Genomic DNA, 15507 nt, shown 5'->3' with positions numbered 1-15507 from the left:
AGGGCCCGGTGTTTGCCGGGCCTTCACTATTCTATTTCAAAGTGTGCTTGATGTTCCAACGGTCGTGAAACCATTGCCACTGGCCGGGGTATTCACGCACCCAGCTTTCCACCTTGTCGTTGAGCATTTGCGAGGTGGCTTTCACATCGACACTGCCGTCGGTGTGGCGCGGAATTTCGACTGCCGGCTCCACCACCAGCCGATGGCGGCCACCGGGCAGGCGGATCGAGCGGGCCGGATAGACCTCGCAACCAAATTGCCGCACGAGCTTGGCTAGCAACGGATTGGTGCGGGCCTCAAGACCGAAGAAGGTCGTTTGTGCACCCTTGTGAAATTTCTGATCGACAAGCATACCGACGCCGCCACCGGCCTCGAGCCGACGGGCAAGCGTAAACGCCGCACCAGCCCGCGAGGGCACCAGGTGGCCCATGGCCGTACGCCGGGTGGCGAGTACCTTGCGGGCGATGTAGGGATTGTTTGGCGGGCGAAACAAGGCCATGACATCAAGGCCGAAGGTCGCGGCTGCAACTGGAAGAAGTTCAAAATTGCCGGTATGGGCGGTAAAGACGATGAACGGCTTGCCACTGTCGCGCAGCTTCACAAAAAGCTCGGCGCCCTTGACTTCGATCATCCCCGGCTCGGGTGAATCCGGATCATAATCAAACAACTTGTCCAAAAAAACATATTCCGCCGCAAGCCGGGCCATATTGCCCCACATGTCGATAGCGATCTGTTCACGTTCCGCATCTGTCTTTTCCGGGTAGGCATTCTTCAGATTGAAGAGCGCCAGCTTGTGACGCGGCGTGAGCGGTCCGATCCGGCGGGCCAGGCGATCGACGAGTTCGATGGCTTTCTTGGCTGGCAACAGCGATATCAACCTGAGCAGCGACAGCACGACGACAGCAACCAGCCAGTGCTGGGCACGCTTGAACGCGATCACCAGACGTGTGAGCACCATACGGTAAGGATTTGCCATGGGGGTTCCGGGCTCAATCCATCTTGAGAATGATTTTGCCGAATACGTCGCGGCCTTCCATGCGGGCCAGCGCCGTGTCGATTTCGTCAAATCCTACTTCGGTGTCGATGACCGGTTGCACCTGGCCAGCTGCCATTTTCTGCATGGCGTCGGCCATGTTCTGCATCCGGCAGCCAAAGGAGCCGATCAACCGCAATTGCTGCTGGAACAACATCATCAGGTTCATCTGGGTCGACACGCCCGAGGTCGAACCGCAGGTGACCAGCCGGCCGCCGCGCTTGAGCGACAGCATCGAGCCGGCCCATGTGTCGGCGCCAACATGTTCGAACACCACATCGACACCGCGTTTCTTGGTAAGTTTGCGGACCACCCCCTCGAAACGGTCGGTGCGGTAGTTGATCACGTGATCGGCGCCGAGCGCCTTTGCCTTTTCGATCTTTTCATCCGAACCGACTGTGGTGATGATGGTGCAGCCCATCTTCTTGGCAAGCTGGATGGCGGCCGAACCGATGCCGGAGCCGCCGGCATGGATCAGAATGGTTTCACCGGGCTCGAGCCTGGCATTGTCAAACAGCATATGCTCGACGGTGCCGAAGGTAACGGGTGCGACGGCCGCGCCAATCGGGCTGACCCCGGGCGGTGCGGGGACCAGCAGCCGGGCCGGGAGATTGACCTTTTCCTGGGCGAAGCCATCGAGATGGAAACCGTGGACGCCGCTGACATGTTCGCACAGATTGTCACGGCCTTCGCGACAGGGGCGGCACAGGCCGCAGGTCCGCGCACCGTAGATAGACACCAACTGACCGGGAACGAGGCCGGAGACACCATGGCCGATGGCATCGATCACGCCGGAGGCTTCGGCACCGATGACCAGAGGCATCTTGCGCTTGGCAAAGGCCATGCCGCGCCAGCCCCAGACATCGATGTGATTGAGCGCCACGGCCTTGATCGAGACCGTCGCTTCGCCAATTCCGGGCGGTGGTGGTGGCGGCAGGTCAACCGTTTCCAGCTTGCGGTCTTCTATGAGCTGCAATGCGCGCATGTATCTCTTCCTTCGCGGCTCGGCCTGGCCCAACCCGCTGAGCGAAAACTTCGGGAGCGCGGCCGGGGCGTCAGGCGTCCAATTGACCGTGCCTATCCGTGTGCACGCCATTGGACGCGATGATCGACAGTGCCCGAGCCGATCCCGACCGGGCGCGCCATGCATTAAGCGGGTTCGGCCGCCATGACAAGGCATGCGTTCTGTCCACCGAACCCGAAGGAGTTGGAAAGAACGCTGGTGACCACTGCCGAGCGCTTGACATTGGGGACCACGTCGAGCGGGATCGCCGGATCGGGATTGTCGTAATTGATAGTTGGCGGAATGACACCCGACTGGATGGTGAGTAGCGAGAATACAGCTTCGACAGCACCGGCCGCAGTCAGTGTGTGGCCGATCATCGACTTGTTTGAGGAAACCGGTACTTCGGCCATGCGGTCACCAAACACCGTCGACAAAGCATGGTACTCCATCTTGTCGTTTTCCGGCGTGGAGGTGCCATGGGCGTTGACGTAGCTCACCTGGTCGGCGGAAATGCCGGCATCTTCGAGTGCTGCGCGAATGGTGGCAATGGCGGGGCCGGCATCGGGCGAGGAGCGGGTGCGGTGGAAATGGTCAGCCTTTTCGCCGCAGCCGCTGAGAATGCCCAGCACCCGCGCGCCGCGGCTGACAGCCGCTTCAAGCGATTCCAGCACCAGAGTCGCTGAGCCTTCGGCGATGACAAAGCCTTCGCGGTCCTTGGTGAAGGGACGTGAGGCTTTTTCCGGCGCGTCATTGTTGGTCGATAGCGCGGAAAGCAGCGAAAAGCGGATCAGGGCTTCAGCGCTGACAGAGCCGTCGGTGGCAACGCTCAGCGCTCTGTCGGTGCGGCCCTGGCGAATAGCCTCGACACCAAGTTGGATTGCCGTGGCGCCGGAAGCACAGGCCGTTGACAGCGTGACCGGCAGGCCGCGGGTGCCAAATCTGTCGGCCAGACGCTCGGAGATCGACCCGAACAGAATTGATTCGTGGAAAACCGGATCAGCCTTGTCGCGCAGCACGGCAAGAAACTGCTCATAGGCATTGCCCGACATCTGTTCCGGGCGAACCCGATCGCCGAGTTCGAAACGGGCACTCCATTCCGGCTCTATCGGCGGTGCGGCAAGAAACAGCGGTCCGCCGAAATCACCGGAGAGACCAGCTTGCGCGAGCGCTTCGAGGGTGGTTTCACGGGCAAAGGCATAGGAGCGTTCAACGCTGTTGGGTGCCGGAATGTCAATGAAATCCACGGTGCCGCATATGCGGGTGGAAAGTTTGTCTACCGGAAAGCGCGTAATCGGGTGGATGCCGGATTTTCCGGCCGTCAATGCGGCCCAGTTGTCTTCAAGCCCCTGGCCCAACGATGTGACGACGCCCATGCCGGTGACGGCGACCAGCGGCCGTCCGAGATGATCCCTGTATGCGGCTTTGCTCATGGCAGTCTCCGTCTCATGACATCTTGCTCAGGTGGGCAATGCCTTCGCCACGGATGTGGCCAATGGTGGTGACGATCGCCGATCTGGCTGCTGCCGGCATGACCGCGTCTGCGCCCGGCGCCATTGGCTGGAACGGCTGGTCACAATCAAGCGCCAGACAGGCGAGTGCCACGCCGGTGGTAAACTGGGCTTCGACAGAATGTCCGAGCATGGCACCGTAGGTGCGTATCGGGACATCCGGAAGCCGGGACTGGAAAAACTGGCGTTCGCGCGCGCTCAATTCAGGAAACCCGGTGGCGCCGCAGAAGACGACCGCGTCGTCGGTGGAGGCGGATGCCATGGTTTCATCCGTGAGGCGACCCAGCCGTTGTTCCAAGCGGCCTTCGTCACGGGGGCCGCGATCACCTTGTACCGCATCGATTTTTGCGTAGATGCGGGCGCCGCGCGCTTCAGCGTGTTCGCGTGATTCGAGAACCAGAAAGGCACCGGAGGAACCAAGATTCATGCCTGTGGCGTCGCCACTTTCATCCCAGAAAGGCTGCAGTGGGCCCTTCGCAAGCCCTTGAACCGCTTCCATCAACATCATCTGATCGATGCGTTCGGCAACATAGGCGCCGCCGACCAGACAATGAGTTGATTGCCCGGCGGTTATCCGCGCATATGCGGTCTCCACAGCCGAGATGCCTGCGCCCTGTTCGCCCATCAACGTCCGGGAGGATCCGGTCACCTTGTGGACGATGGAAATGTTGCCGGCCATCAGATTTGAGAGTTGCGCAAGAAACAGCGTCGGGCGCAGTTCGGTGGTCAGCTTTTCATTGAGAAGCTGCTCGCGATCGTTGCGTTTGCGGCCCTCCTCGATGATCAGCGTGTCGACAGCGACGTCGCGCTCGCCGCCGCCGGCCGCCACAATCATGTCCATCGTTGCGCAGGCTTCGAGATCATCCTTCAGACCGGCATCGTCAAGCGCCAGGCCGGCCGCGAACACACCGAGCCGCTGCCAATTTTCCATCTGCCGTTGGTCGCCGCGCCGGGGGATCTGCTCCGACCACTCGATTTCGGGCAGGGGGAAGATCGTGTAGGGCGGGAACCACTCACTATCGGCGGTATTTTTGAGATCGGAATCGCCCATCAGCAGAGCGCGGTGTGCATCACCGCCAACACCGAGTGTCGTTACCAAGCCGACGCCGGTGACCACAACGTCACGATTTGTCTGTGTCATTGCCGGTCTCCTGAGGCGTTTTCCATGGCGGCGATTAGGCCCACTTCGGCGGCGCGGGCGCGTACTATCTCGGCGAGCGGAACCTGGTCGAACGCCAAGGTTCTGAGCTTGAGCTGGCAATCGGCGACGCGCTTGCCATTGCTGGTGATGCGCGCCTTGGTGACCGCATAACCAGATCCTTCATGCTCGAGCGTCACCGAGATTTCCAGCGCCGCTTCAGGCTTGACGAAGTCGCGCATCTTGGCGCCATCAACCGTCATCAGGAAAGGCATGGCGGCAAAGTCGCTCATGGCCAGAACCAGAAAGCCGCTGGCCTGAGCCATTGTCTCGATCAACAACACGCCCGGCACCAGCGGCATGCCGGGAAAATGGCCTTCGAACACCGTGCTTTGGGCCGGGACGGTCGAGCTTGCCACCAGCGTTCCGCCATCAAGGTCCAAAGCCTCGATGCGGTCGATCATCTGGAAATATTCAAGCTGCATTGGCTATACCCGCCGGACCGGCATCAGGCCTTTGCTGCCCGCAACTCGTCAATCTTGGTGCACAGGTTGCCCAGCACGAAATACTCCTCGGTCGAGGCCTTGCCGTCATTGACTTCCTGGGTCCACTGCTCGAGTGGAATCTTGATGCCGAATTCCTTGTCGACCGCAAAAACGATGTCGAGAAAATCAAGGCTGTCGATCCCCAGATCGTCAATGGTGTGGCTTTCGGGGGTGATTGAGTCGCGGTCGATCTCGCTGGTTTCGGCGATGATGTCGGCGACCTTGTCGAATGTTGCGGTCACGCTGTATTCCTCATTGGATGATTGTTTGGCCGAAGCTATAGAAAAATCCGGCGCAAAAGCCAATGGCTACTTTGCCTGTGAAGCTGCGGGACATGATCGTGACATCAGGGCAACACCGGCCAAGCTCAGACCGAGAGGGAATGGCGGGCCGAGCCGACGCCCAGATAGGAGTCAAACGCGGAGGCGACCGACCGCACGAAGGGCTTGCCCTTGGCGGTGACCTGAAACAGGCCGCCGTTGATTTCCACCATCCCATCGGTATCGCAGCTGGCGAGATATTCGGCCTCGTCCAGTATGCTCTCTGCCGCGGCACCGAACTCATGGCGAACGGTGGCGAACGAGAAGGCGAAGTCGCACATCAACAACTCAATGATCCGGGCGCGAATGCGGTCTTCAGTGGAAAGCTCGAAGCCGCGCACCACCGGCAATTTGCCGAGATTGACCTGGCGCTGGTATTCGCCGGTGGAGGGCTGGTTCTGGATATAACCCTGCGGCAGTTGGCCTATGGATGATGCCCCCATTCCAATCAACGCATCGGCGGTGTCGCTGGTATAGCCCTGGAAATTGCGGCGCAGGAAACCTGAAGCCGCGGCAACCGCAAGGCTGTCGGCGGGCAGTGCGAAATGATCGATGCCGATTGCCGTGTAGCCGGCCGCGGTCAGCGAAGAAGACGCCCGGTTCATCTGTGCGAAACGTTCAGTCACGTCCGGCAACGCTGCTTCGTCGATCATCTTCTGGTGGGTTTTCATCCACGGCACATGGGCGTAACCGAAAAGTGCGATCCGGTCGGGCTGCAGCGACACGACCTGCTCGATGGTGCGGTCGATCGATTTCCGGGTCTGATGGGGTAGTCCATAGAGTACGTCGCAATTGACCGAGCGGACGCCGCGGGCACGGACCTGCTCGACAACATCACGGGTCTGTTCGAAGGTCTGCAAGCGGTTGATGGCTTTCTGCACCTTCTCGTCAAAGTCCTGGACACCGATCGATGCGCGCGTCAACCCGATCTCGGCGAGCGCGTCATATCGTCCCGAATCGAGGTCGTTTGGATCCATCTCGACGCTGATCTCCGCGTCCTTGTTGAAATGAAACTTGCTGCGCAGGGTGTTGTTCAACGCCACCATGTCATCCGGCCGCAGCAATGTCGGCGATCCGCCGCCCAGATGCAGCGCAGTGACGCGGCAATCCGGATCGATCAGGCTGGCAATGGTTTCGATCTCGTTCTCAAGGGCCCTTAGATAGGTGACAAGCGGGTCGTACTTCAGGGTTTGCTTGGTGTGGCAGCCGCAAAACCAGCATAGCCTGTCGCAATAGGGAATGTGGATGTAGAGCGAGAGGGTTTGTCCCGGTTTGAGTTTCCTCAGCCAGTTGGCGTAGACATCGCCATCGATGCCAGCGTGAAAATGCGGCGCGGTCGGGTAACTGGTGTAGCGCGGCACGGAGCCAGCGTGCTTGCGGACAAATTCTTTTTGCATGTGCGACTCTCTTCCGGTTGCCCGCGAACATCGCCCAGCGGCAGCATGCCTGCCTTGACTTTGATCAAACCTCGCTGTTGTTTGTGCGCAAATACCGACGCGTCACAACAGGACTTTGCAGCCACGAGGCGCGCGGAATGGCTTGGCTGCCGCAGCAGTGAGAGTTCGATGGACGCGCACCGCAAAGACACAAGCAGTTCAGATATACCCGCGTTGTGCCGTGCTTGCGAAGTGCGCCACAGGGGCGTGTGTGGTGCCTTGTCGGCGAGCCAGCTTGCAAATCTCAACAAGATATCGACGCGCAAGCTAATTGGTTCCGGTGCTGAACTGATCGGTGAGAACCAGGAAGCCAACAGCTATGCCAATATCATCTCCGGCGTTGTCAAGCTGACCAAGATGATGGCCGACGGACGACAGCAGATCGTCGGCTTGCAATTTGCTCCTGATTTTCTCGGTCGTCCATTTCGCATAGATAACGGCATAACCGCGGATGCAGCCACCGACGTCAATGTGTGCAGCTTTCCCAAGGCTGTTCTGGAGCGGATGATCAAGGAAACGCCAGAGCTTGAGCACAAATTGCTCGAGCAAACATTGAAGGAACTGGACGAGGCGCGCGACTGGATGCTGACCCTGGGGCGCAAGACGGCGTCGGAAAAGGTGGCCAGTTTCCTGTATCTGATCGCCACCCATGCCAATCCGGAGTCGGACTCGGATTCGGCAAGTTTCCAATTGCCGCTGACGCGCTCCGACATTGCCGATTTCCTTGGGCTGACAATCGAGACTGTCAGCCGGCAATTGACCAGATTGCGCAAGGACAATGTGGTCCATATCTCCAACAACCGCCACGTCGAGGTGCCAGATCTTGCGGCGCTGGCCGAACGCGCGGCTCAGTAAAACGGCTTAACTGATTGATCCTTCTGTCCCGATTTGCCGGATGCGTCCGTGCCAAAGCGACGGTTGTTGAGAGGTGCGATGGATAAATCACCTTGATGGGTGGGCGTCCGGCAAGCCGGTCACGGTTTCAGAAGCGATAACATTTTTGTGAAGACGGCAGGCAATCAGACTTTCATCAGGCGGTTCCGTACGTAATGATACAGTTCTTCGACTTCCTGGACCGGTCGCTCGCCCTTGTTGAGGGGCTTCTTCTCGGAGCTGCTCTGTTGCAAAAAATACAATAAATCAAATTATTTAGGCTATTCCACCATCCTGATTTCAGCTCAGAACGTCATTGGCGCTGGTTTGCATCTTCCAATAATTCTCGGTCCTGTCGATTTCGCACGCACTGTTGTTTCAGGGAGGCTCAACAAGTAACCAATCGACAAACAATAAGGTGCATTGTAAAGGGAGGGGCAATAAAGAAAATCGGGGGATATATGCTTTCGGATCTGATCGATGATTTTGAAAGAGCTTGCAATGATTTGCTGATGGCGGTCCGTCGGGGGGACGAATCCGCGGTCAACCTAATTGATGCCGAAATCCAGCCATTGATGCACACCATTTTCAGGCAGCACGCGCGCAACCGTGATGAGATTACGCTGCAGTTGGAATTCTTTGCCCGTCTTGCCGTGCGCAATTGCGAGGATGATGTGGGTGTGCGCCGCTACACCGGCATGATGAAAGCGTTGTTCGACCGCTATCTCCCTTCCGCTGTCAATCCGGATCTGGCGGATACGGAAGCAGTCCAAGGCGCATTGTCGGACGGTTACGATGCTTCATTGCATGAGATGTTGCTCGACTCAGTTCCGGAACGCGTCGCGGTGGTCGGGCTCGATTACCGTTATCTCTACACCAATCAGCCGAATGCCGATTTTCATCTCAAGCGCCCCTCGGACTTCATTGGCAAGTCTCTTGTCGATGTGATGCCCCCAGAATTGTACCATTCCCGCGCCAAGCCGCGGCTTGATCAATGTTTTGCCGGGGCCAGGGTTCATTACAATTACGAGACAACCGATGCCGCCGGGCGCATGTATGATGTCCGTTGCCGGATGACTCCGTTTATAGGCCCCAGCAAGGCCATTGCTGGTGCCGTGATCGTGCTGACGATGCAGCCGATGTTCGCCCCCGTCGCCTGAGTTTCCCAGATTTTGCCAGCTCGACCCCGTGCCGTCGTTCTGACCAACGGGCTGTTATCCGTACGACCGGATACATCGTGCTACAATCTTTTCCCCACACTGTTTCTGCGTCTTGAATTGTTTTTCGTCGGTCGGGCGCATTCCCCGATCTCGCAGTGACCGGTGCGTGGCCCCGTCTCCGAGGGGGGTAAATTGCATCTGCCCACCTTCAATTTTATGATTGACGTTTACGTGAACGTCAATAATTGATAGGCGATGAACAATATCCTGTCGTTTCCCGGCTCGACTCCACCGATGCCATTTGCCATGACAGGAGCAATGGACCGCAAGGTCTTCGAACAGGTTTGGCAGGGCAGCCGGTTTGGGTTCGATCTGCCATGTTGATGTCAGGGTTTTGGTGGGTTCGCTGCATGGTGCGATCATGCGGCGGTGCCCGGATCAAGAAGTGAGAACGTTCGATGAATGATGTAAGCGAGCTTGCGGAACGCGAGAGCATGGAATTCGATGTGGTGATTGTCGGCGCCGGGCCCGCGGGCCTGTCAGCGGCAATCCGCCTCAAGCAGGTCAATCCCGATCTCACGGTTGTCGTCCTGGAGAAGGGTGGCGAAGTCGGCGCGCATATTCTTTCCGGCGCCGTTGTCGATCCGGTGGGTATCGACAAGCTGATCCCCGACTGGCGCGATGATCCGAATCATCCCTTCAAGACGCCGGTCAACGCCGATCAATTCCTGGTGCTTGGGCCAGCTGGGTCGGTGCGGCTGCCGAATTTCCTGATGCCGCCATTGATGAACAATCATGGCAATTTCATTGTCTCGCTTTCCAACGTGACCAAATGGCTTGGAGACCGGGCCGAGGCGCTGGGTGTGGAAATCTATCCAGGTTTTGCCGCTACCGAAGTCTTGACCAACGAGACGGGGGCGGTGATCGGGGTCGCTACCGGCGACATGGGTGTCGAGCGCAATGGCGAACCCGGCCCGAGCTATGCCCGCGGCATGGCGCTCTTGGGCAAATATGTGCTGATCGGTGAAGGCGTACGCGGTTCACTGGCCAAACAGCTGATTTCGAAATTCAAGCTCGACGAGGGCCGGGAGCCGCAGAAATACGGCATCGGCCTGAAGGAGCTCTGGGAGGTCAAGCCGGAGCATCACCGCCCGGGGCTGGTGCAGCACTCGTTTGGCTGGCCGCTCGATATGAAGACCGGTGGCGGATCGTTCCTTTATCACCTTGAGGACAATCAGGTGGCGGTCGGATTCGTGGTCCACCTCAATTACAAGAATCCATGGCTATCGCCGTTTGAGGAATTTCAGCGCTTCAAGACCCATCCAACGATTGCGCCGGTGTTTGAGGGCGGCAAGCGGCTGGGTTATGGCGCGCGCGCCATTTCCGAAGGTGGCTGGCAGTCGGTGCCCAAACTGGTTTTCCCGGGCGGCGCGCTGATCGGTTGTTCGGCAGGCTTCGTCAACGTCCCGCGCATCAAGGGATCGCACAATGCGGTGCTGTCAGGCATGATGGCGGCCGAGCACGCGGCCGAGGCGATCGCCGGCGGTCGAGCCCAGGATGTGCTGGAAGGCTATGACGATGCATGGCGCAGCTCCGAGATTGGCGCCGACCTTAAAAAGGTGCGTAACGTCAAGCCGATGTGGTCGCGGCTCGGCACCATCGGCGGCGTGGCGCTGGGCGGGCTCGATATGTGGTTCAACACTTTGTTCGGTTTTTCGCCGTTCGGGACGATGAAGCACGGCAAGGCCGACTATGCGGCGCTTGAGCCGGCTGACAAGCACAAGAAGATCGATTACCCCAAGCCTGATGGCGTGCTGACCTTCGACCGCCTGTCTTCGGTGTATCTGTCCAACACCAACCACGAGGAAGACCAGCCGGTGCATTTGCAGGTTGCCGATCTTGCGCTGCAGAGATCTTCTGAACTCGGGGTCTACGCTGGTCCATCGCAGCGTTATTGCCCGGCCGGTGTCTATGAATGGGTGGAAACCGACGGTGTGCCGACCTTCGTGATCAACGCGCAGAACTGCGTACACTGCAAGACTTGCGACATCAAGGACCCGAACCAGAACATCAACTGGGTGCCGCCCCAGGGCGGCGAAGGGCCGGTTTATACCAACATGTGAGGTGAGCCGGGGCCGGGCGGTCAGATGCGCCTTGTTTGAAATTACACCTTTGTGTTGCCGGCTTTGAGCAAGCGTTTGTCTGCAAGTCGCGTTGGTTCGCTTCGAGCCCTCCTGGGACATTCGGCCTTTATGGCCGACTGTCACTTCCGGCCCTTAGCTGCCATTACCAATGAGGCGAGCCGCTGCGGTGCAGCGTCGTTAAGCGGACCTCGGCTAAGTGGGAATGGGACCTAATTGGACATGCAGGGCAACTTTTTCGGGGGACGCAAGCTTTGCTTTGCATCAGTAGGGGGTGCGATGAGGAACTCAGCCCGAACCTAACGTCCCCAGCCAATCCAAAAACACACCGAGCCGGCGCAGGCCGGAGATGCGGGTCAGGTAAAGGGCGGTAACGTCGAGCGGCTCGGAATCTAGCTGACCCGGAAAGAGCTCGACCAGACGGCCCGCGGCAATATCTTTCACAATCATAAAGTCGGAGAAGCGCGCAATGCCAAGGCCGGCCAGTACCAGTTGACGTACCGCCTCGCCATTGCCGGCAGTGATTGCGGTGGGCACGCCAATCGGTTCCGCATGGCCTGCAAAGCACAACGTGTTGATGTGCTCGGGCATCGCAAAACGCACTTGTTCCAGACGTGCGAGGTCCGTGGGCGTTTCGGGCCAGCCGTGGCGGTCCAGATACTCAGGCGTGGCCACCAGCTTCCACGGCGTTCGCCCCAGCGGGCGATGCAACATCTCGCTGTTAGGAAGGCGGCCCAACCGAATGGCGACATCTGCGTGACTGCCGATCAGATCAACCAGCGTATCGGTCATGTCGATCGACAATTTGATGTCTGGATACAGCGCATGGAATTCGGCCAGGCGCGGCGCGAGCACATGCAGCACATATGGCACAGGCGCATTCACGCGTAGAGGTCCAGCGGGGGCCTGCCCGCTTGTCGCTATCTCTTGCAGGCTTTCACTGCGGTCCAGAATCTCCCGGGCCTCGGCCAGAACGGCGGCACCTTCGGGCGTGATCTCGATTGAACGCGTGGTACGGCGCAGCAGTGTGACATTCAGTTGCTCTTCCAGCCGTGTGACTGCACGGCTTAGCGTCGATGCGGACACACCCCTGCGCCGCGCAGATTCAGCGAACCCACCATCGTCAACAATGCCAACAAAAGCGGCAAGGTCGCCCATCCGAAGCAATTCGTGCGGATTGTGCAATAATCCATTCCAAACATGTCTGTTCTCGCAACAGATAGCCGCTGACATATACGGTGTCGACATCAAATTAATGGAGATACCGATGCCACTTGCTTTATGGGCGCTGACAATCGCCGCTTTCGCCGTCGGAACGACCGAGTTCGTTATCGTTGGCCTACTTCCCACCATTGCCGCTGATTTGGGCGTTTCCATTCCATCTGCTGGTCTGCTGGTCAGTCTTTACGCACTTGGCGTGACTCTTGGCGCGCCAGTGTTGACGGCAATGGCCGACCGCGTGCCTCGCAAAACGCTTCTTCTGCTATTGCTGGCGCTTTTCACGCTTGGCAATGCCTACGCAGCCTTTGCACCTGATTATGGCAGCCTGGTCGCTGCGCGCTTTATCACAGGCCTGGCCCACGGGGTATTCTTTGCAATCGCCTCGACCATAGCCACTGATCTGGTGGAGCCTGAAAAGGAAAGTTCGGCCATTGCATTGGTGTTCCTTGGTCTGACAGTGGCCTTGGTCACAGGCGTGCCTTTGGGAACTTTGATCGGCCAGAACTTTGGCTGGCAGTCCACCTTCCTTGGTGTCGTCGTGCTCGGGGTGATCGGCTTCATTGCATCGGCCATCTTGGTGCCTGCCAATCTCACCCGCACCGCGTCTCCCGGAATTAAGGCGCAACTACAGGTGCTGACTTCACCCCGTCTTCTGCTGGTGTATCTGATCACAGCTGTTGGCTATGGCGGGAACTTCATCGCCTTCACCTTTCTTGCGCCAATGCTGAACGAAGTCACCGGTCTGTCTGCGGGTGCAATCAGCCTTGTGCTGCTGCTCTATGGTGCATCTGTTGCCGTTGGGAACATCGCTGGCGGCAAGCTTGCTGACCGCATCGGTGCCGTGCCTGCCTTGACTACGATCTTTGCCGGTCTTGCAATTTCACTGGTGGCGCTTGGTGCGACCCTTACCAGTCCGATCGCAGCCATCGCGGTTGCGGCATTTTGGGGCGGCTTTGCTTTCGCCAACGTACCTCCGCTGCAATCCTATGTTGTACAGATCGCACGCGAGGTTTCTCCGGGTGCCGTCGATGTCGCCTCTGGCCTGAATATCGGCGCGTTCAATCTGGGCATCGCCGGTGGTGCATGGGTCGGTGGGCTTGTTGTGGAAGGCATAGGACTGGCCGCTGCGCCCTACATCGCCGCTGGGGTGGTTGCTGTCGGGATCGTTCTGGTGCGCCTCTCTGGCCGACTAAACGCTGCCGCGCTCCACATGGTTGCTGCCGAATAGCCCCCTCTTGCCCTGCCGCATCATCGATGAGGCAGGGCGTTTGGCAAAACCGGAGATACTCGCGTCCGAGTGGAGTCAATTGCCCCCATGTCCTGCGGTTGATTTGCGGGACCACCCGCTAATGTCGGTATTCTCTTCTAAAACCATGTTGGCTTGTACATGCGGCGAGAGCCCGGTTTCCGCCTGTTTTAGCGGTTCGTAAGAAATTCGATTTCCTTGAGAAATGGCGAGTACCTCGGACCCCGCCCTTCCGCCTTCCTTACTGAAACGCCGTCTCGAAGAAGCTTCTGAGCTTGCGTGAATGCAGCCGTTCGGGTGGCATCGCCGCGAGTTTCTGCATGGCCAGCAGGCCGATCTGCAAATGCTGGTTGACCTGGTTCTTGTAGAAGGCCGAGGCCATGCCGGGCAGTTTGAGTTCGCCATGCAACGGTTTATCGGAGACGCATAGCAGCGTGCCATAGGGAACACGGAAACGGAAACCGTTGGCGGCGATGGTGGCTGATTCCATATCCAGCGCAATGGCGCGCGATTGCGACAGCCTTTGCACCGGGCCGCGCTGGTCCCTGAGTTCCCAGTTGCGGTTGTCGATGGTGGCGACGGTGCCGGTGCGCATGATGCGCTTGAGATCATAATCCTTGAGACCGGTAACGTCGGCGACGGCTTCCTGGACGGCAACCTGAATCTCTGCCAGCGCCGGGATCGGAACCCAGGCCGGCAGATCATCGTCAAGCACATGGTCCTCGCGCACATAGGCATGGGCCAGCACATAATCGCCCAGCTTCTGACTGTTGCGCAGACCGGCACAATGGCCCAGCATCAGCCAGGCGTGCGGTCTGAGGACTGCAATATGGTCGGTGATGGTCTTGGCGTTGGACGGACCGACGCCAATGTTGACCATGGTGATGCCGCCATGATTCTTGCGCTTGAGATGGTAGGCGGGCATCTGTGGCAGCCGTGCCGGGGCGATGCCTTCGGTCGGGCTGCGATGGCCCACCGGTGTTATCAGATTGCCTGGTTCGACAAAGAACTCGTAATCATGATCGCCTTCGGCCATCAGCGAGCGCGCGTGGTCGCAGAACTCGTCGATGTAGAACTGGTAATTGGTAAACAGCACGAAATTCTGGAAATGATCGGGCGCGGTGGCGGTGTAGTGCGACAGTCGGGCCAGAGAATAGTCGATGCGTTGCGCCTTGAACGGCGCCAGCGGCAATGGTTCGCCGGGACCGGGTTCATACATGCCATTGACGATTTCGTCGTCGGTGGTGGCCAGATCCGGCGTGTCGAACAGGTCGCGCAGAGGCATGTCGAGCTTGTCGGCAACTGCGGCCTCGACATAGGCGCCTTCACCGAAGGCAAAATGCAGCGGAATGGGCGTGTCGGATTCCGAGACCGTCAGCGGGGTTCCGTGATTGCGCAAGAGCAATTCAAACTGCGTCGTCAGGTAGCTGCGAAACAGCGACGGCCGGGTGATGGTTGCGGCATAGCGGCCCGGCGACACCACGTGTCCGTAGGACAGTCGGGAATCGACCATGCCGAACGACGTCGTTTCAAAGCTGATTTGAGGATAGAAGGCCCGGTAGCGGCCTTTCGGTTTTTCTGTCGCAAGGCTGTGAAATGCCCCGCACAAAAATTCGGTGTTGCGATTGTAGATGGCTTCAAGCGCAGCCACTGCCTCGGACGCAGTGGAATATTCCTGCGGTTCGATCGGGTCGGGCGAGATGAAGCCGGTGGCTGTCTGTGATGAGATTCGCTGTTCCATACATCGTTATATACGAGAAATTTTGACAAGGAAAAGACTATTGGCCCTGTAAGAACCTTCAGGCCCGGTGCGCATATCCGGGCGCGGCGATGTTGCTGTTTAGCCACTGCGCAGTCGGCTGGAAGTGGCGGTATGAACC

Annotated in this window: 13 protein-coding genes; 4 read left to right on the top strand and 9 right to left on the bottom strand. The window is 58.8% G+C overall.

Annotated elements, in window-relative coordinates:
• Positions 1 to 31: 31 nt before the first annotated feature.
• The 7 genes from ACK6D9_RS17975 to hemN form a co-directional block, all read right to left on the bottom strand.
• On the bottom strand, positions 32 to 958 hold the full coding sequence (locus tag ACK6D9_RS17975; protein ID WP_322990178.1) for a lipid A biosynthesis lauroyl acyltransferase: 927 nt from the start codon (positions 956 to 958) through the stop codon (positions 32 to 34).
• 31 nt (positions 959 to 989) lie between these two features.
• Positions 990 to 2018 (bottom strand): zinc-binding dehydrogenase, encoded by a 1029-nt coding sequence (locus tag ACK6D9_RS17970; RefSeq protein WP_412049553.1) that lies wholly within the window; start codon positions 2016 to 2018, stop codon positions 990 to 992.
• A gap of 164 nt (positions 2019 to 2182) precedes the next feature.
• The gene (locus ACK6D9_RS17965) at positions 2183 to 3469 is read right to left on the bottom strand and encodes a beta-ketoacyl-ACP synthase (RefSeq protein ID WP_322990174.1); all 1287 of its coding nucleotides are present in this window, start codon (positions 3467 to 3469) and stop codon (positions 2183 to 2185) included.
• 13 nt (positions 3470 to 3482) lie between these two features.
• Positions 3483 to 4688, bottom strand: a complete 1206-nt coding sequence (locus ACK6D9_RS17960; protein WP_412049552.1) for a beta-ketoacyl-ACP synthase — start codon at positions 4686 to 4688, stop codon at positions 3483 to 3485.
• Entirely contained in the window at positions 4685 to 5170 is a 486-nt protein-coding gene (locus tag ACK6D9_RS17955; RefSeq protein WP_322990172.1) for a 3-hydroxyacyl-ACP dehydratase FabZ family protein, read from the bottom strand. Before ACK6D9_RS17955 ends, ACK6D9_RS17960 begins: the two co-directional genes overlap by 4 nt.
• A gap of 23 nt (positions 5171 to 5193) precedes the next feature.
• On the bottom strand, positions 5194 to 5472 hold the full coding sequence (locus ACK6D9_RS17950; protein ID WP_007198256.1) for an acyl carrier protein: 279 nt from the start codon (positions 5470 to 5472) through the stop codon (positions 5194 to 5196).
• Positions 5473 to 5597: 125 nt separating this feature from the next.
• A complete protein-coding gene (gene hemN / locus ACK6D9_RS17945; protein WP_412049551.1) occupies positions 5598 to 6947 on the bottom strand; it encodes an oxygen-independent coproporphyrinogen III oxidase in 1350 nt (449 codons plus the stop codon).
• 168 nt (positions 6948 to 7115) lie between these two features.
• On the opposite strand from hemN, the gene ACK6D9_RS17940 reads away from it, so the two are divergent.
• The 3 genes from ACK6D9_RS17940 to ACK6D9_RS17930 all read left to right on the top strand — a co-directional run bounded on the left by ACK6D9_RS17940 (position 7116) and on the right by ACK6D9_RS17930 (position 11142).
• Positions 7116 to 7841 carry a Crp/Fnr family transcriptional regulator gene (locus ACK6D9_RS17940; RefSeq protein ID WP_412049550.1) on the top strand — a complete coding sequence of 242 codons (726 nt, stop codon included), beginning with the start codon at positions 7116 to 7118 and terminating at the stop codon, positions 7839 to 7841.
• A 593-nt stretch (positions 7842 to 8434) separates the two neighbouring features.
• Positions 8435 to 9019, top strand: a complete 585-nt coding sequence (locus tag ACK6D9_RS17935) for a PAS domain-containing protein (protein ID WP_412049549.1) — start codon at positions 8435 to 8437, stop codon at positions 9017 to 9019.
• A 458-nt stretch (positions 9020 to 9477) separates the two neighbouring features.
• The gene (locus ACK6D9_RS17930; protein ID WP_412049548.1) at positions 9478 to 11142 is read left to right on the top strand and encodes an electron transfer flavoprotein-ubiquinone oxidoreductase; all 1665 of its coding nucleotides are present in this window, start codon (positions 9478 to 9480) and stop codon (positions 11140 to 11142) included.
• Between the two features lie 306 nt (positions 11143 to 11448).
• Here the strand turns inward: ACK6D9_RS17930 and ACK6D9_RS17925 are convergent, their stop codons facing one another.
• Positions 11449 to 12318, bottom strand: coding sequence for a LysR family transcriptional regulator (locus ACK6D9_RS17925; protein ID WP_412049547.1), 870 nt, complete (start codon positions 12316 to 12318; stop codon positions 11449 to 11451).
• Between the two features lie 109 nt (positions 12319 to 12427).
• Between ACK6D9_RS17925 and ACK6D9_RS17920 the strand changes: the two genes are divergently transcribed.
• A complete protein-coding gene (locus ACK6D9_RS17920; RefSeq protein WP_412051843.1) occupies positions 12428 to 13609 on the top strand; it encodes an MFS transporter in 1182 nt (393 codons plus the stop codon).
• 259 nt (positions 13610 to 13868) lie between these two features.
• Here the strand turns inward: ACK6D9_RS17920 and ACK6D9_RS17915 are convergent, their stop codons facing one another.
• The gene (locus tag ACK6D9_RS17915) at positions 13869 to 15368 is read right to left on the bottom strand and encodes an AMP nucleosidase (RefSeq protein ID WP_412049546.1); all 1500 of its coding nucleotides are present in this window, start codon (positions 15366 to 15368) and stop codon (positions 13869 to 13871) included.
• Positions 15369 to 15507 lie beyond the last annotated feature (139 nt).

Origin of the sequence: Hoeflea sp. Naph1, from assembly GCF_046837775.1 — a bacterium.
In the GTDB taxonomy this organism is placed as follows: Bacteria; Pseudomonadota; Alphaproteobacteria; order Rhizobiales; family Rhizobiaceae; genus Hoeflea.
Note: the sequence above shows the minus strand (reverse complement) of the source record. Positions and strands in the feature narration are given on the sequence as shown.